Source organism: Citrobacter sp. LUTT5 (genome assembly GCF_009905315.1).
Taxonomy (GTDB): domain Bacteria; phylum Pseudomonadota; class Gammaproteobacteria; order Enterobacterales; family Enterobacteriaceae; genus Citrobacter; species Citrobacter freundii.
Genome location: NZ_CP047606.1, coordinates 2,207,042 through 2,227,286, shown reverse-complemented (window position 1 = coordinate 2,227,286; position 20,245 = coordinate 2,207,042). Strand labels below are relative to the sequence as shown.

The following is a 20,245-nucleotide window of genomic DNA, read 5'->3' as shown; positions in this document are numbered from 1 at the left end:
ATTAGTTCTCAGTATCCAGCTCGTCGAAGCTTTTCACCAGGTCATCAATCGCTTTAATCTGCGTCAGGAACTGTTCCAGTTTTGCCAGCGGCAGCGCGGATGGGCCATCGCATTTCGCATTGGCTGGATCCGGATGCGCTTCAATAAACAGACCCGCCAGACCTACCGCCATACCGGCGCGAGCCAGTTCGGTAACCTGCGCACGACGACCGCCGCTTGCTGCGCCAAACGGATCACGGCATTGCAGCGCATGGGTAACGTCAAAAATCACCGGTGAGTTGCCGGAGACTTTCTTCATCACGCTGAAGCCCAGCATGTCTACAACCAGGTTGTCATAACCAAAGTTCGCGCCACGGTCGCACAGAATAACCTTATCGTTACCACCTTCATGGAATTTATCCACGATATTGCCCATCTGGCCAGGGCTTACGAACTGCGGTTTCTTCACGTTGATAACGGCACCGGTTTTCGCCATCGCTTCCACCAGATCGGTCTGACGCGCGAGGAATGCCGGCAGCTGAATCACATCCACCACGTCAGCAACAGGCTGCGCCTGGCTGGCTTCGTGAACGTCGGTGATCACTTTTACGCCAAAAGTCTGCTTCAGTTCCTGGAAGATTTTCATCCCTTCTTCAAGGCCCGGTCCACGGTAAGAGTGGATGGAAGAACGGTTGGCTTTATCAAAGGAGGCTTTGAACACGTAAGGGATACCCAGCTTTTGAGTAACGGTTACGTAGTGCTCACAAATGCGCATCGCCAGATCGCGGGATTCCAGCACGTTCATTCCGCCAAACAGCACGAACGGCAGGTCATTTGCCACGTTGATGTCGCCAATGCTAACCACTTTTTGTTTCATAGGATCGCCTTAAACGGTAGGTAAAGTGTCATTAATCAATGCAATACAATTTGCTTGTGCGAAATAGTATTAATCTGCGCACGAATCATTTCGCTGATCGGGTCTTCCGGACACTGCTCAACGAAATAACTTAAATCGGTCAGCGCAACATGTTCACACTCAAGCTGCGCGTAGATTAATCCACGATCGCGTATTTCATACGGATCTTCAGGATTAAACTGTAATAGTGCTTCGCTGGCACGCAGCGCCAGCTCCATTTGCCGCTCTTCCATCAGCGATGATTTCAGCGTGTCGAGCAGCTTGCGGATTACTTCTGCATTATCCGCCTCATCCAGGTCTTCGTTAAACAGTTCCGCGACCGGGCTGATATTCCCCTTCAGCCACACTTCCAGCGTGTGCTCATTTAACGTTTCGCCATTGAACGGATTGATTAGCCACATTTCGCCATCGAGCGATTCAATACGCAGGATGAGTTGTGTCGGGAAAATCACCGGCACCAGCGGTAGCTCCAGTCGGTTGGCAATCCACAACAAGATAGCGCCCAGAGATACGGCGCTGCCCTGACGATTTTTCAGTACCTGGTCAAGCCATAATGCATCAGAAAGACGATAGACGCCGTGGGTATCCGTAAACCCCCATTCGCCGTAAAAAAGTGCCAGCAGTTTTTCCAGTTGCTCATCCTGAGACAGGAGCTGGCTAATTTCTTCTTGCGCCAGACTAACCAGACGTTCCAGTTCGTCATACACAGTTTGTGTTGGAAAATCCAGACGGATAGACTCCGACGCCAGGATCATCCCATCACACAATGGCGCTTTATTAAATTCGAAATCAGCTAACGACCTCATGCTTACCCCAGTAACGGTATTTTTGTGGTGGCGAGTTTAATGATGATGTACAGCACCACCAGTGCCAGCGGAAATGCGACTAATCGCGCCTGCTGACTGCGCGCCCGACGATAATCGAGCGCAATAAAACCCAAAACGATGTAAATGATAACCCCAAACAGCTTTTCAGTCAGCCATGTCCCGTGCTCAGTGAATGGCAGGATGTGCGCTTTAACCATTAACGCTATGCCGCTGAGTAATAAAACGGTATCGACAACCGGCGGCACGATGCGCGTCCAGCGCGCGCAGGCAAGGCGCGAGTCGGTGTAACGCCACCAAAAACGCAGCGTTAACAGACCAACAGAAAGCGCAATGCTGATGAGATGGACGTTGAGTAACACGCTGAAGGTACTCATGATGGGATGCGTCCAAGCGTAATTCGCTCGTTGCCGCCATAGTCGCGGCAGGTTTCAACCGCCTGGTAACCGGCATGAGTATAGGCGTCGCGGACTGCCTGTCCCTGCTGCCAGCCGTGCTCCAGCAACAGATATCCGCCGGGCGTTAACATTTGTCGAGACTGGTCAATGATATGCACGATATCCGCCATACCCTGCTCGCCCGCCACCAGTGCCGATAGCGGCTCAAAACGTACATCGCCAAGCGCCAGGTGCGGGTCCTGTTCGTCAATATACGGCGGATTGCTGACAATCATGTCAAACTGCTGCCCCTGCAAAGCACTGAACCAGTCGCTTTGCAGCACGCAAACATTGTCGATGGCCAGATGCTGTTTGTTGCGAGTTGCCAGCGCCACGGCATCGGGCATGCGGTCAACCGCGGTCACCGCACAATCCGGACGCTCAGTTGCCAGCGCCAGCGCGATGGCGCCCGTACCGGTTCCCAAATCGAGAATACGACACGCAGAGGCAGGCAGACGAGCCAGCGCCTGCTCAACAAGACACTCAGTATCCGGGCGTGGAATAAGCGTAGCCGGAGAGACAAACAGCGGCAGCGACCAGAACTCGCGCACGCCGGTCAGATGTGCCACCGGCTCACCCCGCTGACGGCGTTCCAGTAATGTATCGAGCCGTTGACGCTGCGCCTCGGTTAACACCGTTTCGCCGAACGCCAGAATAAAGGTGCGCCCCTTACCGGTGACAAACTCGAGTAAAATCTCGGCGTCACGTCGCGGGCTTTCGCTTTCCTGTAATTGGCTTATCGCTTCACGCAGCCAGTGCTGATAATCCATTAATCCTGCTCGGACAACGCCGCCAGTTGGTCGGCCTGGTATTCCTGGACAATCGGCTCAATCAGCATATCCAGTTTGCCTTCCATCGCTTCATCCAGACGGTAGAGTGTCAGGTTAATGCGGTGATCGGTCACACGACCCTGCGGGAAGTTATAGGTGCGGTTACGATCGCTGCGATCGCCGCTGCCCAACAGGTTACGACGTTCAGAGGCTTCTGCCTGTTGACGTCTTGCCACTTCGGCGGCACGAATTCGCGCCCCCAGCACCGACATCGCTTTGGCTTTGTTTTTATGCTGTGAACGTTCGTCCTGGCATTCCACCACGATACCGGTCGGTAAGTGGGTAATACGGATTGCGGAGTCGGTGGTGTTAACGTGCTGACCGCCCGCGCCTGATGAACGGAAGGTATCAATACGCAGATCGGCCGGGTTGATGTCCGGCAGTTCGGCATCCGGCAGTTCCGGCATGACAGCGACCGTACAGGCAGAAGTATGAATACGCCCCTGCGATTCCGTCGCAGGTACGCGCTGCACGCGATGGCCGCCGGACTCAAACTTCAGTCGCCCGTAAACGCCTTCGCCGCTAATCTTGGCAATGACTTCTTTAAACCCGCCATGTTCGCCTTCGCTGGCGCTCATGATCTCTACCCGCCAGCGACGCGATTCAGCGTAACGGCTGTACATGCGGAACAGATCGCCGGCAAACAGCGCCGCTTCATCACCACCGGTTCCCGCACGCACTTCGAGGAAGGCGTTACGTTCGTCATCGGGGTCTTTAGGTAACAGCAGGACCTGCAGATGCTGTTCCAGCTGCTCGCATTTCTCTTTTGCTTCGCGCAGTTCATCCTGCGCCATTTCACGCATTTCAGGATCGTCGAGCATCATCTGAGCCGTCTCGATATCTTCCTGAACCTGTTGCCAGTCCGTAAAACAGCGAGAGACATCGCTTAATTGCGCATATTCGCGCGACAGCGCACGAAAGCGATCCTGGTCTGCGATAGTACCCGCATCACCGAGCAGCGCCTGAACTTCTTCATGGCGTTCATGCAGGGCTTCCAGTTTGGCAACGATAGAAGGCTTCATAGGCGTAAATGCACCCTGTAAAAAATAAGATTGGTGTGCTGCTACTCCAGCCCGAGGCTGTCGCGCAGAATATTCAGGCGTTCACTATCCCCATCACGGGCGGCCTGTTGAAGTGATTTGGTTGGTGCATGGATCAGGCGGTTGGTCAGTTTCCAGGCCAAATCCTGCATAATGGCTTGCGCATCACCGCCCTGTTGAAGAGCGGCCAACGCTTTAGCGGTCAGTTCATCACGGATCTGTTCTGACTGACTGCGATACTCGCGGATAGTGTCGCTTGCGCCCTGGGCGCGTAGCCAGGCCATAAACTCGCTGGCTTCCTGCTCCACAATCGTTTCGGCTTCCACCGCCGCCGCTTTGCGCTGGGCAAGGTTATGCGAAATGATGCTTTGCAGGTCATCAACGCTGTACAGATAGGCGTTAGACAATTTACCCACTTCCGGCTCGACATCGCGCGGTACGGCGATATCCACCAGCAACATAGGCTGATTGCGGCGGTTTTTAAGCGCGCGTTCCACCATTCCTTTACCGATAATCGGCAGCGGACTGGCAGTAGAACTGATAATGATATCGGCATCCTGCAAACGTGCGTCGATATCACTCAGTGAAATCACCTCGGCGCCGACTTCATCCGCCAGTACCTGCGCACGCTCGCGCGTACGGTTGGCGATGATCATCTTCTTCACTTTATGCTCGCGCAAGTGTCGCGCTACCAGTTCGATGGTTTCGCCCGCACCGACTAACAGCACGGTTACCGTTGAGAGCGATTCAAATATCTGCCGCGCCAGAGTACAGGCGGCAAACGCCACCGACACGGCGCTGGCACCGATGTCAGTTTCTGTACGTACACGTTTAGCAACAGAGAATGATTTCTGGAACATGCGCTCCAGCGCACTGGCGTTCTGGTGGCCTTTTTGCGAATCCGCAAATGCTTTTTTCACCTGCCCCAAAATTTGCGGTTCACCGAGCACCAGTGAATCCAGACCACTGGCAACGCGCATCAAATGACTGACGGCGTCGTTGTCCTGGTGCCAGTACAGGCTATTACGCAGGTCTTCTTCATTGAGGTTATGGTATTCGCACAGCCAGCGAATCAGCGCTTCTCGCAGGTTATCCTGCTCTTCCACGCTGAGGTAAATCTCTGTGCGGTTACACGTCGACAGCACTACCCCGCCCTGCACCATTGGCAGCGCTTGCAGGCTGTCCAGCGCCTGATCGAGCGTATCCGGCGAAAACGTTACGCGTTCTCGCAGCGATACAGGTGCCGTTTTATGGTTAATACCAAGCGCTAAAAGGGTCATGTGTGCGGGAATAGTACCAGCGTTGATAAGGTTAGACTGGGTGCATCATACAGGATGCGTGCGGTCAATAAAAGAGACTGACCCCTTTTGGAGTAATAGCTTAGTGCACAAATTTAAGCGATTTAAGATAACTTGAACGTAGACGATGTCTGATGGCGGCGCTAGCATTAAGAGTTATAACTGCAACGTATCTCAAGGATTTGTCATCATTATGACCCTGCCTGATTTTCGCCTGATTCGCCTGCTGCCCCTTGCGGCCCTGGTTCTTAGTGCCTGTACCCTCAACGCGCCGAAAGGTCCCGGCAAAAGCCCCGATTCCCCGCAGTGGCGCCAGCACCAGCAGGAAGTACGCGCCCTGAACCAATATCAGACGCGCGGTGCGTTTGCCTATATTTCCGATCAACAGAAAGTGTATGCCCGCTTTTTCTGGCAGCAAACCGGTCAGGATCGCTATCGTCTCCTGCTAACAAACCCACTGGGCAGCACTGAACTGGAACTCAATGCGCAGCCGGGCAACGTCGAACTGGTCGATAACAAAGGCAAGCACTACACTGCCGACGACGCTGAAGAGATGATCGGCAAACTGACTGGCATGCCTATCCCATTGAATAGCCTGCGCCAGTGGATCCTTGGTCTGCCGGGAGATGCCACCGATTACAAACTCGATGATCAATACCGTCTAAGTGAAGTGAATTACAGCAAAGACGGTAAAAACTGGAAAGTGGTCTATAGCGGCTACGACAGCAAAACCCAGCCAGCGATGCCGGCAAACATGGAGCTGTCGGACGGCGATCAGCGTATTAAGCTGAAAATGGACAACTGGATTGTGAAATGATGACTCATTGGCCCTCTCCGGCAAAACTGAATCTGTTTTTATACATCACCGGGCAACGTGCGGACGGTTACCACTCGCTGCAAACGCTATTTCAGTTTCTTGATTATGGCGACACGATAGATATTGCGCTGCGTGGCGACGGCGAAATTCGCCTGTTAACCCCGGTGGAAGGCGTTGCGCACGAAGACAACCTGATCGTCCGTGCGGCACGTTTGCTGATGAAGGTAGCATCTGAAAGCAATCGCCTTCCCAAAGGGAGCGGTGCGGACATCAGTATCGACAAACGCCTGCCGATGGGCGGCGGCCTCGGCGGTGGTTCATCAAATGCGGCAACCGTTCTGGTGGCGCTTAACCATCTCTGGCAGTGTGGACTTTCGATTGATGAACTGGCGGCACTCGGTTTAACCCTAGGGGCGGATGTTCCCGTGTTCGTGCGCGGCCATGCGGCCTTTGCCGAAGGTGTTGGAGAAATTCTGACGCCGGTCGAGCCTGAAGAAAAGTGGTATCTGGTTGCTCACCCGGGAGTCAGCATTCCGACACCGGTGATTTTTAACGATCCCGACCTCCCGCGCAACACGCCAAAAAGGTCAATAAAAACGTTACTAAAATGTGAATTCGGCAATGATTGCGAGGTTATCGCAAGAAAACGTTTTCGCGAGGTTGATGCGGCGCTTTCCTGGCTGTTAGAATACGCGCCGTCGCGCCTGACTGGTACAGGGGCTTGTGTCTTTGCTGAATTTGACACTGAGTCTCGTGCTCGCCAGGTGCTTGAGCAAGCCCCGGAATGGCTCAAAGGCTTTGTGGCGAAAGGCGTCAACCTCTCCCCATTGCACAGAGCGTTACTCTAAATCCTTCTGGTTTCAGGAAGATGGCGAAATGACGAACCGCCAGGAGCATACAAAAGTATGTGACTGATGTGAGGAATTAATGCCAGCGAACATGAAACACGAAGGATAACGAGTAAGCCGGGCAAGCTGAGTTGCGGTGACAACGTCACCCTGTTCCAGACGTTGCATCGCGCTCTTTAATACACCGCATGGAGAGGATACTGCCTGGCCCGCACAGTTTTCGGCAGATTCTTTCCACCAATGGACGCATGCCTGAGGTTCTTCTCGTGCCTGATATGAAGCTTTTTGCTGGTAACGCCACCCCGGAACTAGCACAACGTATTGCCAACCGCCTGTACACTTCACTCGGCGACGCCGCTGTAGGTCGCTTTAGCGACGGCGAAGTCAGCGTACAAATTAATGAAAATGTACGCGGTGGTGATATTTTCATCATCCAGTCCACTTGTGCCCCTACTAACGACAACCTGATGGAATTGGTCGTTATGGTTGATGCGCTGCGCCGTGCTTCCGCAGGCCGTATCACCGCCGTTATTCCTTACTTCGGCTATGCACGTCAGGATCGTCGCGTACGTTCCGCTCGTGTACCGATTACCGCTAAAGTCGTCGCTGATTTCCTGTCCAGCGTTGGCGTTGACCGCGTCCTCACCGTTGACCTGCATGCTGAACAGATCCAGGGCTTCTTCGATGTACCGGTTGATAACGTATTCGGTAGCCCGATCCTGTTAGAAGACATGCTGCAGCTGAACCTGGACAACCCGATTGTGGTTTCTCCGGATATCGGTGGCGTCGTGCGTGCCCGCGCTATCGCTAAACTGCTGAACGATACCGATATGGCTATCATCGACAAACGTCGCCCGCGTGCGAACGTTTCTCAGGTGATGCACATTATTGGTGACGTTGCAGGTCGTGACTGCGTACTGGTTGATGACATGATCGATACCGGCGGTACGCTGTGCAAAGCAGCAGAAGCACTGAAAGAACGTGGTGCAAAACGCGTATTTGCTTACGCTACTCACCCGATCTTCTCAGGTAATGCGGCAAACAACCTGCGCAACTCAGTGATTGATGAAGTCGTTGTCTGTGACACCATTCCACTGACTGACGAAATCAAAGCACTGCCAAACGTGCGTACATTGACCCTGTCGGGTATGCTGGCCGAAGCGATTCGTCGTATCAGCAACGAAGAATCCATCTCTGCTATGTTCGAGCATTAATCGAGCCCGGCTCAAAAACCCGCTGCGGCGGGTTTTTTTATCTGTAATATTTATTTGTATGACTTTTGCCTCCTTCACCTGTCATTCAGTTGACAGATGATGCGCCCATGGATGAAACATTATTGTGAACAGATTATTTTCCTCACATGTGATGCCTTTCCGCGCCCTCATCGACGCTTGTTGGAAAGAAAAATATACTGCTTCCCGCTTCACCCGCGACCTGATCGCCGGGATAACGGTTGGGATCATTGCCATTCCACTGGCGATGGCGCTGGCAATAGGCAGTGGCGTTGCACCGCAGTACGGTCTGTATACCTCAGCCGTTGCTGGGATTGTTATCGCCCTTACCGGGGGCTCGCGCTTTAGCGTATCTGGCCCAACCGCCGCCTTCGTGGTGATTCTGTATCCGGTGTCGCAACAGTTTGGGCTGGCAGGCCTGCTGGTTGCCACGCTCATGTCCGGGATATTCCTGATCCTTTTCGGCCTCGCCCGCTTTGGTCGTTTGATCGAATATATTCCGGTGTCCGTGACGTTAGGTTTTACCTCAGGTATCGGTATCACCATCGGTACCATGCAGATTAAAGATTTTCTCGGCCTGCAAATGACCCACGTGCCAGAGCACTATTTGCAGAAGGTGGGCGCGCTATTTATGGCTTTGCCAACCATCAACGTGGGTGATGCCGCGATTGGCGTGGTGACACTGGGGATCCTGATTTTCTGGCCGCGTCTGGGTATCCGATTACCGGGCCACCTTCCCGCACTCCTGGCAGGCTGTGCGGTAATGGGTATCGTGAACCTCACCGGCGGCCATGTCGCCACCATCGGATCTCAGTTCCACTATATTCTGGCTGACGGCTCGCAGGGCAATGGTATCCCACAGTTGCTGCCGCAATTGGTATTACCGTGGAATATGCCAGAGTCAAACTTTACTCTGAGCTGGAGCTCGTTACAGGCGCTGTTACCGGCAGCCTTCTCGATGGCAATGCTCGGGGCGATCGAATCTCTGCTGTGCGCCGTCGTACTCGATGGGATGACCGGCACCAAACACAAAGCTAACAGTGAGCTGATTGGTCAGGGACTGGGCAACATCGTCGCACCGTTCTTTGGCGGTATCACCGCCACGGCGGCAATTGCCCGTTCTGCGGCAAACGTCCGCGCGGGTGCAACATCGCCAATCTCAGCGGTTATCCATGCGATTCTGGTGATCCTAGCCCTGTTGGTGCTTGCACCGCTGCTTTCCTGGTTACCGCTTTCCGCCATGGCCGCCCTGCTGCTAATGGTGGCATGGAACATGAGTGAAGCGCATAAAGTGGTGGATTTGCTGCGTCATGCGCCGAAAGACGACATCATCGTCATGCTGATGTGTATGTCGCTGACGGTGCTGTTCGATATGGTTATAGCCATCAGCGTCGGTATCGTTCTTGCATCTCTACTGTTTATGCGTCGTATTGCGCGCATGACGCGTCTGGCGCCGGTCAACGTAGACGTACCGGACGATGTGCTGGTGTTGCGCGTCATTGGCCCGCTATTCTTTGCCGCGGCGGAAGGATTATTTACCGATCTCGAGTCGCGTATTGAAGGTAAACGCATCGTAGTCTTGAAGTGGGACGCGGTCCCGGTACTGGATGCCGGTGGTCTGGACGCTTTCCAGCGTTTTGTGAAAAAACTGCCTGAAGGCTGCGAGCTGCGGGTATCTAACCTGGAATTTCAGCCGCTGCGCACCATGGCGCGCGCGGGTATTCAGCCGATTCCCGGTCGTCTGGCATTCTTCCCGAATAAAGACGCCGCTTTAGCGGATATTAAATAGCAAAAAGGCTCCCGTTCACGGGAGCCTTTTTATTGCCGGATGCGGTTCGCTTATCCGGCCCACAAAACCCAAACATTGCACCGAACCCGTAGGCCCGGTAAACGCAGTGCCACCGGGCAATTACGCGTTTAAAATGCTCAATGCCGTTGCCTTAACGCTGGCCAGCAGGACTTTCACATCCTCCAGGCACACCGTCGGGTTCAGCAGCGTCAGCTTCAGGCAGGTGATGCCATCCGCTTCGGTCACGCCGACGTTGGCGCTACCGGAAGCCAGCAGCACGTCGCCAATACGCTGGTTCAGCAGCGCAACGAACGCCATATCATCGCTTTCAGGACGGAAGCGGAACAGCACGCTTGCCAGCTGTGGTTCCATCACCAGTTCAAGATGCGACTGGGTTTTGACAAACTCAGCAACATCACGCGCCAGCGTTACGCCATTATCAATGATTTCGGCATACTGCTTTTTGCCCAGCGCTTCGAGGCCCATCCACAACTTCAGCGCATCGAAACGACGCGTGGTCTGCAGCGACTTCGATACCAGGTTTGGTACGCCAGCCTCTTCATCGAAATCAGAGTTCAGGTACGCCGCCTGGTAACGCATCAGCTCGTAGTGGCGCGCATCTTTTAACAGGAACGCACCGCAGCTGATGGTCTGGAAGAACTGCTTGTGGAAATCCAGCGTCACGGAATCTGCCAGCTCAAGGCCGTTGAGGAAGTGACGATACTGCTCAGAAAGCAGTAACGCCCCGCCCCATGCCGCATCCACGTGCATCCAGATCTGATGTTCTGTCGCCAGCGCCGCAATATCCGCTAACGGATCGATGGCACCAGCATCTGTCGTGCCAGCCGTCGCGACAATGGCCATCACCTGCTCGCCATTGGCTTTCGCCTGGGCCAGCTTGTCTTTCAGGTCAGCCAGATCCATGCGTGAAAACGCATCGGTCTTCACCTGGGTGACGGAGCGGTAGCCCAGCCCCATTAGCGCCATGTTCTTCTGCACGGAGAAGTGCGCGCTTTCAGAGCAGAACACTTTAATTTTGCTCAGATCACCGGTCAGACCATCTTGCTGAATGGAATGTCCCTGGCGAGCAAAGAAGGCGTCGCGCGCCAGCATCAGGCCCATCAGGTTACTCTGGGTGCCGCCGCTGGTGAATACGCCCGCATCGCCTGCCACATAACCCACCTGCTCACGAAGCCATTCGATCAGTTTGATCTCAATGATCGTGGCCGACGGGCTTTGGTCCCAGGAGTCCATACTCTGGTTAGTGGCGTTGATCAGCACTTCCGCCGCCTGGCTAATCACCAGACTTGGGCAGTGCAGGTGCGCCACGCACTGAGCATGGTGAACCAACAGGCTGTCTTTGAGAAAGTATTCAACCGCACGCTCAATAGCGGCCTGGTTGCCCAGGCCCTGAGACGTAAAATTCAGGTTGATACGTTCACGCAGTTGCTCAACGGTTTTGCCCTGATACATCTCAGGCTGCTTCAACCATTCAACGACCGCTTGCGTACTCTGCTCGATAGCGTCCTGATAGGCGGCGATGCTTTGCGCCGAGCCGGACAGAATCGGGTTTACGTCTGACATTCGATCCAACTCCGTTTAAACCGGCTTCACGCCAGCGCCCAGCAGGGCGTTTTCGAATTTATCGAGGAAAATTTCCAGCTCAGCGTTGGTGATCAGCAGAGACGGCAGCAGACGCAGCACGCAGCCGTTGCGGCCACCACGCTCCAGAATCAGCCCGTTTTCGAAGCATTTCTTCTGCAGCAACGCGGACAGCTCGCCATCAGCCGGGTAGCAACCCATGTGATCCTGCGCTTCGTTCGGCTTCACGATTTCCAGGCCGATCATCAGGCCCAGACCACGCACTTGGCCGATAACCGGGTAGCGTTTCTGCAGGTCAGCCAGTTTGCCTTTCAGCCACTCGCCCTGGGCGGCAACTTTATCGGCAATCTTGTCGTCTTTGAGGATCTTCAGCGTTGTCAGACCGGTCGCCATCGCCAGTTGGTTGCCGCGGAAAGTGCCAGTGTGGTGGCCCGGAGCCCACGCATCGAATTGCTTTTTAATGCCCAGTACCGCCAGTGGCAGACCGCCGCCAACCGCTTTGGACATCACGATGATATCAGGTTCAATACCGGCGTGTTCGAAGGCGAACAGTTTACCGGTGCGTGCAAAGCCAGCCTGAACTTCATCGATGATCAGCAGAATGCCGTGTTCCTGAGTCACTTTACGAATGCGTTGCAGCCATTCGACCGGAGCCGGATTCACGCCACCTTCGCCCTGCACCGCTTCGAGGATTACGGCAGCCGGTTTACGCACGCCGCTTTCAACGTCGTTGATCAGGTTTTCGAAGTAGTAGGTTAATGCTTTGACGCCAGCGTCGCCGCCGATACCCAGCGGGCAACGGTACTGATGTGGATACGGCATAAACTGCACTTCCGCCATCATATTGCTGACCGCTTCTTTCGGCGACAGGTTGCCGGTCACGGACAGCGCGCCGTGGGTCATCCCGTGGTAGCCGCCGGAGAAACTAATGATGCTGGAACGGCCGGTCACTTTCTTCGCCAGCTTCAGCGCCGCTTCAACAGCATCTGCACCGGACGGACCGGTGAACTGCAGGCAATATTCTTTGCCCTGGCCCGGTAATAAAGAAAGTAAATATGATGAGAATTCATCTTTTAACGGCGTGGTAAGGTCAAGCGTATGTAACGGTAAGCCGCTTGTGATGACACTTTGAATGCTCTGCAGCACTTCAGGATGGTTATGACCAAGCGCCAGGGTTCCGGCACCTGCCAGGCAATCAAGATATTGATTATTTTCTACATCAGTAATCCAGACGCCCTGCGCTTTAGCGATCGCTAATGGCAGTTTACGTGGATAGCTGCGGACATTAGATTCAAACTCAGCCTGTCTTGCTAAAAAGGTATCATTGCTCTGTGGTAATGAATTAGCACTTAAAGTATCAATACGGACTTTATCCGTCATCATATCACTCCTACAACCAGGTGTAGATTAACGCCTGATTGAATAAATGGTTATAAGGATTACCTGTAAAAAAGCGCGGCTAATATATGTTGTTTTAGCTTGGGACTCAATCATTTATTTTTAGACGTCTCAAATAAGCATTTTTTCCTTAAATTTCAGCGCATAACCTTCTTCAATCATTACTAAACCCTAAACAAATATAGCTATTAAATTAACAATACTGTAGCCAATTGCAGCGCTTACGATGTTATAAAAACCATGAGATTTTCATGTTTTTATTATTTTTTTACACGTTTTTACCATTAATAATGTAGGCGCTTTCTTGTTACGACATGATTTTTCACTTATTTGCCTATAAATCGAATAAACAAGTCGATCCCTTAATATAAATCACTTAGTATGGCGCGCTTATTTGCAGGCTTTGTAAATAAAATTAATGCGCAGCACCCGGTAACGCGTACAGGCGACACTCGTTATCGACAACAGGTATACCCTGGGTTGTCAGCAGAAATGTTCGCGGGCGGACATTTCGTAAGGCGAACTTTGTTCCCTTATGCCGAGAATGAAAATTTTCTAGCCATACTTTTATGGCGCCCTGATATGAGATTGTTATGACTCGCATTTATCCACCATCCGTCGTTGCCAAATTTGGCGGCACCAGCGTCGCTGATTTTGATGCGATGAACCGAAGCGCCAGCATTGTCCTTGCTGATCAAGATGTCCGTTTAGTCGTTTTGTCTGCTTCAGCAGGCGTGACAAACTTACTGGTCGAGCTTTCTGAAGGTCTGGAAACGCATCAACAATTAGATAAGCTTGAGACTTTACGCGCCATCCAATACAACATTATTTCCCGCCTGAAGCAGCCTTCCGTTATCAGCACGGAAATCGATAATCTTCTCAACAACATACAGCGTCTTGCACAAACGGCGATGGTTTCACCGTCTGATGCGTTAAGCGATGAATTAGTCAGCCATGGCGAGCTGATGTCGTCACTACTGTTTACTGAAGTTTTACGTGAACGGCAGGCCGAGGCCGGGTGGTTTGACGCCCGCAGCGTGATGCGTACTAACGCGAACTTCGGCTGCGCCGAACCCGAGCTTGGCACACTGCACCACCAGGTGGAGACTCACCTGCGCCCTCGTCTTGAGCAAGCGATTATGGTGACTCAGGGATTTATCGGGCGAGATGCCGCAGGACACACCACAACGCTTGGACGCGGCGGTAGTGATTACACGGCTACGCTTCTCGGTGAGGCACTTCACGCCACACGCGTTGACATCTGGACCGACGTCGCAGGGATCTACACCACCGACCCACGCATTGCGCCGCGGGCCAAACGAATCGACCATATCTCATTTTCCGAGGCCAGCGATATGGCCGCCTACGGTGCGAAGGTCCTCCACCCGGCTACGCTACTTCCGGCAATGCGTAAAAGCATTCCGGTCTTTGTTGGCTCAAGTAAGGATACTGCCGCCGGAGGTACGTTGGTGCACAACACCACCGATAATCCACCTCGCTATCGTGCGATCGCCGTGCGTCGTAAACAGACGCTGTTGCGGTTACACAGTCTGGAGAAGCAACCTTCCTGCTCTTTCCTGGCGCAGTCCTTCGCCATTTTAGCTCGCCACGCCGTCACGGTGGATTTGGTTACAACCTCAGAGAATAGTATTGCGCTGGTGCTGGACGCCACTCATGCAACCTCAGGTGAAGACCATGTGCTGACCACCGCATTGTTTACCGCATTATCCTCCCACTGTCGTGTAGAAGTGGAAACCGGGCTGGCGTTGGTCACTTTGGTGGGGAATCAACTCACACAGGCTGCGGGAGTTTGCAAAGACATTTTTGCCTGGCTTGAAGAGCATACGGTACGAATGATTTGCCATGGAGCATCGAACGACAACCTGTGCATCCTGTTACCGGCTGACGATGCAGACAGCGCGGTTAGAGCATTACATTACCGGTTATTCGAATAATTCTTCTCTTATTCTGTCGCATCCAGTTTAAGCAATGATCATGAACAAGCAGAGCCCTGGTTTTATAACCAAGGCTCTTCATTCTGACCCCCGCCCTTTCAACAGAGGGAGGATTTAGTTATGACGGTGATTGGTGTCACCACGACGACAGCGTTTGTCATAATGACGTACCCACCAGTAACGGTCACTGATTTGTTCGTGTCCACCCACTCTGGCACCTGCTAACCAGAGAATACCGCCAACAAAAATACTGAGCACCGCACCATGTGCGAAAAACTGCGGCAGATTAAATTGCGGCAACTGGTTTAAAATTGAATAACCCACACCCACAACCATTACCACCAACCCTAAAGCCATGAGCACGTTACCGAGTAGCGAAGCGTTTTTGCGTTTCATGTGTCACCTCCGGAACTTTGGGTTGTTACAGGGAATACCCCTAATCCTTATGTGTAAAGTATAGACAACACTGCCGTTCGCAAGTGCGGGAGCGATCACAATTACAAACACTCATGCAACAAAACTTTACAAATAAGCCACTGAACATACTCATTTTCTAATAGTCCACTTGTGCAATTATTCAGCTTTTGGCGATAAGCACGCAGTTTTTTGTCAAGCGCACCGTCAGACAGTAAACTACACGTCGTTTATCGAAACACTCAGGACAAAACACGTGGCGATTAAATTGATTGTCGGCCTGGCGAACCCCGGCGCAGAGTATGCGGCAACGCGACACAACGCAGGCGCATGGTATGTCGATCTACTGGCAGAGAGATTACGCGCCCCCCTGCGCGATGAGCCGAAATTCTTCGGTTACACCTCCCGAGTAACGCTTGAAGGTGAAGACGTCCGTCTGCTGGTACCGACCACATTTATGAATCTTAGCGGCAAGGCCGTCGGTGCGATGGCCAGTTTTTATCGTATCAACCCCGATGAAATTTTGGTCGCGCACGATGAATTAGACCTGCCTCCTGGCGTGGCCAAATTTAAGCTTGGCGGCGGTCATGGCGGACATAATGGCCTGAAAGACATCATTAGCAAATTAGGTAATAACCCCAACTTTCATCGTTTACGCGTTGGAATTGGCCATCCGGGCGATAAAAACAAAGTTGTCGGATTTGTTTTAGGCAAACCGCCTGTTTCAGAACAGAAGTTAATTGATGAAGCGATTGACGAAGCGGCACGTTGTACCGAGATTTTGTTCAAAGATGGCCTGACCAAAGCTACGAGCCGGTTACACACCTTTAAAGCGCAATAAGCAGTGATGTGCGGCATTTTTCTCGCGTGCTGTGTATAATAGGCAAAGTTATTTACATTTCTACAATCTGTTTTCCATAACAGGTTGAATATCAAAAGATTAAGGTGATTTAAACATGGGATTCAAATGCGGTATCGTCGGTTTGCCAAACGTAGGCAAATCCACCCTGTTCAACGCGCTCACAAAAGCGGGTATTGAAGCGGCAAACTTCCCGTTCTGTACTATCGAGCCGAACACGGGTGTTGTCCCGATGCCCGATCCGCGTCTGGATCAGCTGGCCGAAATCGTCAAACCACAGCGTATCCTACCTACAACGATGGAATTCGTCGACATTGCCGGTCTGGTAAAAGGCGCGTCCAAAGGCGAAGGTCTGGGTAACCAATTCCTGACCAACATCCGTGAAACCGAAGCGATCGGCCACGTTGTACGCTGCTTTGAAAACGACAACATCATCCACGTTAATAACAAAGTGGATCCGGCTGACGACATCGAGGTTATCAATACCGAGCTGGCGTTGTCCGACCTCGACACCTGTGAGCGCGCTATCCATCGTGTGCAGAAGAAGGCAAAAGGCGGCGACAAAGACGCTAAAGCAGAACTGGCTGCGCTGGAAAAATGCCTGCCACAGCTGGAAAACGCCGGCATGCTGCGCGCGCTGAAAACGCTGACTGACGAAGACAAAGCGGCCATCAAATACCTGAGCTTCCTGACCCTGAAGCCAACCATGTATATCGCTAACGTCAACGAAGACGGTTTTGAGAACAACCCGTACCTCGACAAAGTGCGCGAAATCGCGGCTGCCGAAGGTTCTGTTGTGGTTGCCGTTTGTGCTGCCGTTGAAGCTGATATTGCAGAACTCGATGATGCTGACCGTGAAGAATTCATGGCTGAAATGGGTCTGGAAGAGCCGGGCCTGAACCGCGTTATCCGTGCTGGTTACGAATTGCTGAACCTGCAGACCTACTTCACCGCTGGCGTGAAAGAAGTCCGTGCATGGACCATTCCTGTCGGTGCCACGGCTCCGCAGGCAGCCGGTAAAATTCATACCGACTTCGAGAAAGGCTTTATCCGCGCACAAACCATCGCGTTTGAAGATTTCATCACTTATAAAGGTGAGCAAGGTGCGAAAGAAGCTGGGAAAATGCGTGCCGAAGGTAAGGACTATATCGTCAAAGATGGCGATATCATGAACTTCCTGTTCAACGTCTAAGCCGTTTCTATTGTCTCATGCGATCTCAGTGAATCGCATGAAAAATGGAAAACCCCATAAAATCCACGCAATTGCGTGGATTTTTTATTTCATAGCATCTCAGTGGTTCCCGCTGTTGTGCATCTGAAAGTTGGCACCAAACACGATGACCAAAAAAGCTGAGCTATTTTGGCAAAGCAGCAGTTGCCACGTGAACGTACTCATATTGAGGCGCGCGGAAGCCAGGGGCTGTCTACCCGCACGGTATCGCGGTGATCGAGCCCCTGGATAAGATGCAGTGCACTGAGACGGCCAATTTCATAATGCGGCAGCTGTACTGTGGATAGCGGCGGCAAAAACAGCTCGCCGGTGCCTACCATGTTGTCATAGCCCAGTACGGCAACATCCTGCGGAATGCGCAGCCCTCGCCCCAGCAAGACCTGGTAGATAACAAAAGCCACGCGGTCGTTACCGCATACCACCGCATCAAACATCGGACGCGTGCCACTCAGGTAATGCCCGGCAATCTCCGCCGCATCAATATGGTGACTCTCGCCCGCCGGAAGATAGTGGTGGAACATGGCATCAGGGTCGACGCCAGCTTCACGACAGGCGCGCTCCATTCCCGCCCGGCGGCGATCGGTGGCCACAATCCCTTTTGGCAGGTGGATGCACAGCAGCCGACGGTAGCCTGCGGCCAACAGCGCTTTCACGCCAAGGTATTGCCCTTGCTCATCATCAGGAATATAGGTGGGAAAAGGGCCACTGATGCTTTCGCAGTTCGCCAGCACGCAGCGATACTTATGCAGCTTTTCCGGCACCGGAACCTGACGTAGCCCCATCGCGGTGTAGATAATGCCGTCAGGGCGATGCGCCAACAGCAGATCAACCATTTTCTCTGGCTGGTCATTGCTGAACATATTCACCACAAAGCTATTCCAACCGTGCGCTCGCGCGGTCTCTTCGATAGAGAGCGTTATCTCCACGGAAAATGGCGTGGTCATGGTGTCCAGCGCTAACACTCCAATAGTGTTAGCCGTGGTTTTAGCGCCACGAATTTTTTTCGCGGAGAGATCGGAGACATACCCCAGCGCATCTACCGCTTCCATCACCTTTTTATAGGTTTCTGGCCGCAGTCGTTCGGGTTCGTTAATCGCTCGCGATACGGTCATTAACGAGACGTTAGCCCGCTGCGCCACATCCTTTAAAGATGCCATACCCTCTCCTTCGCCGGTGTTCACTTTGCCGGGTTCTGAAAATGCGATCTTGATAACACTCGCAAAATGTTAACGTTAACTTTTGTGATTAACATCGATATTACCATCAATTCTGCGAGAAAAACGAGAATGTTAACGTTATCTTTTACTTAATTCACTGATAGGGACAAGCAAATGACAGCATTACTCGCCGCGGCCAACGAGGCCCTAAACCAGCAAAAAGATCGTATCAATCCGCGCTGGTATCCGCGCTATCACCTCGCCCCTCCGGCGGGCTGGATGAATGACCCTAACGGCCTGTCCTGGTTTGATGGTTACTACCATGCGTTCTATCAGCACTATCCGTGGCAGCCGGTCTGGGGACCAATGCACTGGGGCCATGCGCGCAGCCGCGATATGGTGAACTGGGAGCACTTACCCATCGCACTGGCACCAGAAGGGCCGGAAGATAAAGACGGCTGTTTTTCCGGTTCAGCGGTGGTTGACGGCAATAAGCTGGCCCTGATCTACACCGGGCACAAATTCGACGGTGAAGCGAAAGAGGAAAATCTGTATCAGGTGCAGTGTCTGGCCACCAGCACCGACGGGATTCACTTTGAACGCCAGGGCATGGTTCTGGATACCCCGCTGGGCGTTCACCATTTTCGCGATCCGAAAGTCTGGCAAGAGGGAAAGAGCTGGTACATGGTGGTGGGCGCCCGGGTCGATGACGTCGGTGAAGTACAGCTCTATCGCTCGCAGGATCTGCAGCACTGGCAGTTTGCCAGCACGCTCGCCCAGGCCAATGACGGCATGGGCTACATGTGGGAGTGCCCGGACCTCTTCCCGCTGGACAATAAACTCGTCTTCATGTTCTCGCCGCAGGGCATCGCCGCGGACGGATACGATTACCGTAACCTGTTCCAGAGCGGCTATATGGTCGGCGAATGGCAGGATAACCATCAGTTCCACGTTACCCAACCCTTCCAGGAGATGGACCACGGGCATGATTTTTACGCCCCTCAGTCATTTATCACTCCGGACGGTCGCCGCGTGGTGATCGGTTGGCTATCCATGTGGGAGTCGCCGATGCCAGAACAGGCCGACGGCTGGGCGGGCATGCTTACTCTTCCCCGGGAAGTGACGCTCGATGCAGATCTGCGGCTGCGCATGAACCCGGTCAAAGAGCTGGAGACATTACGCGGTCAGCTTCATGTCTGGCCGGTCAGTGACCTGAACAATCGCACCCTGATGGTAGAAGAACAGGCGCATGCTCTCGAAGTCGAACTGAGCCTCGATATCGCCCGCAGCCATGCTGAACAGTATGGCATCGCGCTGGGTGACGGGCTACGCGTCTTTGTCGATACCCAGGCACAGCGTCTGGTGCTGGAACGCCGCTATCCGCAACACGGCCTGTCGGGCTGCCGTAGCGTACCGCTGCCCGCCAATGATGTGCTGGACCTACGTCTATTTATCGATAGTTCGTCGGTAGAAGTCTTTGTTAATCACGGCGAGTACACCCTCAGCAGCCGTATTTATCCTGAACCGGACGATCGCCAACTGACCTTATTTAGCCAGAATGGACACGCCATTTTTAATAACGGGCATGCCTGGCCGCTCGCCGCCAATTAACCACCCGT

18 protein-coding genes are annotated in these 20,245 nt (G+C 53.1%); 8 read left to right on the top strand and 10 right to left on the bottom strand.

Annotated features, from left to right (window positions below):
- Position 1 precedes the first annotated feature (1 nt).
- The 6 genes from kdsA to hemA are packed head-to-tail and all read right to left on the bottom strand — an operon-like array spanning position 2 to position 5,306.
- A complete protein-coding gene (gene kdsA / locus GUC46_RS10660; RefSeq protein WP_003020772.1) occupies positions 2-856 on the bottom strand; it encodes a 3-deoxy-8-phosphooctulonate synthase in 855 nt (284 codons plus the stop codon).
- Between the two features lie 35 nt (positions 857-891).
- Positions 892-1,701 (bottom strand): invasion regulator SirB1, encoded by an 810-nt coding sequence (gene sirB1 / locus GUC46_RS10655; protein ID WP_003020775.1) that lies wholly within the window; start codon positions 1,699-1,701, stop codon positions 892-894.
- A 2-nt stretch (positions 1,702-1,703) separates the two neighbouring features.
- Entirely contained in the window at positions 1,704-2,096 is a 393-nt protein-coding gene (gene sirB2 / locus GUC46_RS10650) for an invasion regulator SirB2 (protein ID WP_003020779.1), read from the bottom strand.
- Positions 2,093-2,926 (bottom strand): peptide chain release factor N(5)-glutamine methyltransferase, encoded by an 834-nt coding sequence (gene prmC / locus GUC46_RS10645; RefSeq protein WP_048232145.1) that lies wholly within the window; start codon positions 2,924-2,926, stop codon positions 2,093-2,095. The genes sirB2 and prmC overlap by 4 nt, the downstream gene beginning before the upstream one ends.
- On the bottom strand, positions 2,926-4,008 hold the full coding sequence (gene prfA / locus GUC46_RS10640; RefSeq protein ID WP_003020786.1) for a peptide chain release factor 1: 1,083 nt from the start codon (positions 4,006-4,008) through the stop codon (positions 2,926-2,928). The genes prmC and prfA overlap by 1 nt, the downstream gene beginning before the upstream one ends.
- 41 nt (positions 4,009-4,049) lie before the next feature.
- A complete protein-coding gene (hemA, locus tag GUC46_RS10635) occupies positions 4,050-5,306 on the bottom strand; it encodes a glutamyl-tRNA reductase (protein WP_003020789.1) in 1,257 nt (418 codons plus the stop codon).
- A 211-nt stretch (positions 5,307-5,517) separates the two neighbouring features.
- Here hemA and lolB point away from each other — a divergent pair, with 211 nt between their 5' ends.
- From lolB to dauA, 4 genes are all read left to right on the top strand, one after another.
- Complete coding sequence (gene lolB, locus GUC46_RS10630) at positions 5,518-6,141, top strand: lipoprotein insertase outer membrane protein LolB (RefSeq protein ID WP_003841325.1); 624 nt, start codon at positions 5,518-5,520, stop codon at positions 6,139-6,141.
- Entirely contained in the window at positions 6,138-6,989 is an 852-nt protein-coding gene (ispE, locus tag GUC46_RS10625) for a 4-(cytidine 5'-diphospho)-2-C-methyl-D-erythritol kinase (protein ID WP_032935447.1), read from the top strand. Before lolB ends, ispE begins: the two co-directional genes overlap by 4 nt.
- Before the next feature lie 266 nt (positions 6,990-7,255).
- Entirely contained in the window at positions 7,256-8,203 is a 948-nt protein-coding gene (gene prs / locus GUC46_RS10620) for a ribose-phosphate diphosphokinase (RefSeq protein WP_001518537.1), read from the top strand.
- A 151-nt stretch (positions 8,204-8,354) separates the two neighbouring features.
- Entirely contained in the window at positions 8,355-10,010 is a 1,656-nt protein-coding gene (gene dauA, locus GUC46_RS10615; protein ID WP_008322586.1) for a C4-dicarboxylic acid transporter DauA, read from the top strand.
- Positions 10,011-10,130: 120 nt separating this feature from the next.
- On the opposite strand, the gene GUC46_RS10610 is transcribed toward dauA, so the two are convergent.
- The gene (locus GUC46_RS10610) at positions 10,131-11,594 is read right to left on the bottom strand and encodes an aspartate aminotransferase family protein (RefSeq protein ID WP_130714603.1); all 1,464 of its coding nucleotides are present in this window, start codon (positions 11,592-11,594) and stop codon (positions 10,131-10,133) included.
- Positions 11,595-11,609: 15 nt separating this feature from the next.
- The gene (locus tag GUC46_RS10605; RefSeq protein WP_008784983.1) at positions 11,610-12,995 is read right to left on the bottom strand and encodes a diaminobutyrate--2-oxoglutarate transaminase; all 1,386 of its coding nucleotides are present in this window, start codon (positions 12,993-12,995) and stop codon (positions 11,610-11,612) included.
- Between the two features lie 608 nt (positions 12,996-13,603).
- Between GUC46_RS10605 and lysC the strand changes: the two genes are divergently transcribed.
- Positions 13,604-14,965, top strand: a complete 1,362-nt coding sequence (lysC, locus tag GUC46_RS10600) for a lysine-sensitive aspartokinase 3 (RefSeq protein ID WP_130714602.1) — start codon at positions 13,604-13,606, stop codon at positions 14,963-14,965.
- Positions 14,966-15,079: 114 nt separating this feature from the next.
- On the opposite strand, the gene ychH is transcribed toward lysC, so the two are convergent.
- Positions 15,080-15,361, bottom strand: coding sequence for a stress-induced protein YchH (gene ychH, locus GUC46_RS10595; protein ID WP_003020810.1), 282 nt, complete (start codon positions 15,359-15,361; stop codon positions 15,080-15,082).
- A 274-nt stretch (positions 15,362-15,635) separates the two neighbouring features.
- Between ychH and pth the strand changes: the two genes are divergently transcribed.
- Complete coding sequence (gene pth / locus GUC46_RS10590; protein ID WP_003020814.1) at positions 15,636-16,220, top strand: aminoacyl-tRNA hydrolase; 585 nt, start codon at positions 15,636-15,638, stop codon at positions 16,218-16,220.
- A 115-nt stretch (positions 16,221-16,335) separates the two neighbouring features.
- Positions 16,336-17,430 (top strand): redox-regulated ATPase YchF, encoded by a 1,095-nt coding sequence (ychF, locus tag GUC46_RS10585; protein ID WP_003020818.1) that lies wholly within the window; start codon positions 16,336-16,338, stop codon positions 17,428-17,430.
- 200 nt (positions 17,431-17,630) lie between these two features.
- Here ychF and GUC46_RS10580 read toward each other — a convergent pair whose 3' ends face one another.
- The gene (locus tag GUC46_RS10580; RefSeq protein WP_003020837.1) at positions 17,631-18,626 is read right to left on the bottom strand and encodes a LacI family DNA-binding transcriptional regulator; all 996 of its coding nucleotides are present in this window, start codon (positions 18,624-18,626) and stop codon (positions 17,631-17,633) included.
- Between the two features lie 174 nt (positions 18,627-18,800).
- Between GUC46_RS10580 and GUC46_RS10575 the strand changes: the two genes are divergently transcribed.
- Entirely contained in the window at positions 18,801-20,237 is a 1,437-nt protein-coding gene (locus tag GUC46_RS10575; protein WP_130714600.1) for a glycoside hydrolase family 32 protein, read from the top strand.
- The last annotated feature ends 8 nt before the right edge of the window (positions 20,238-20,245 follow it).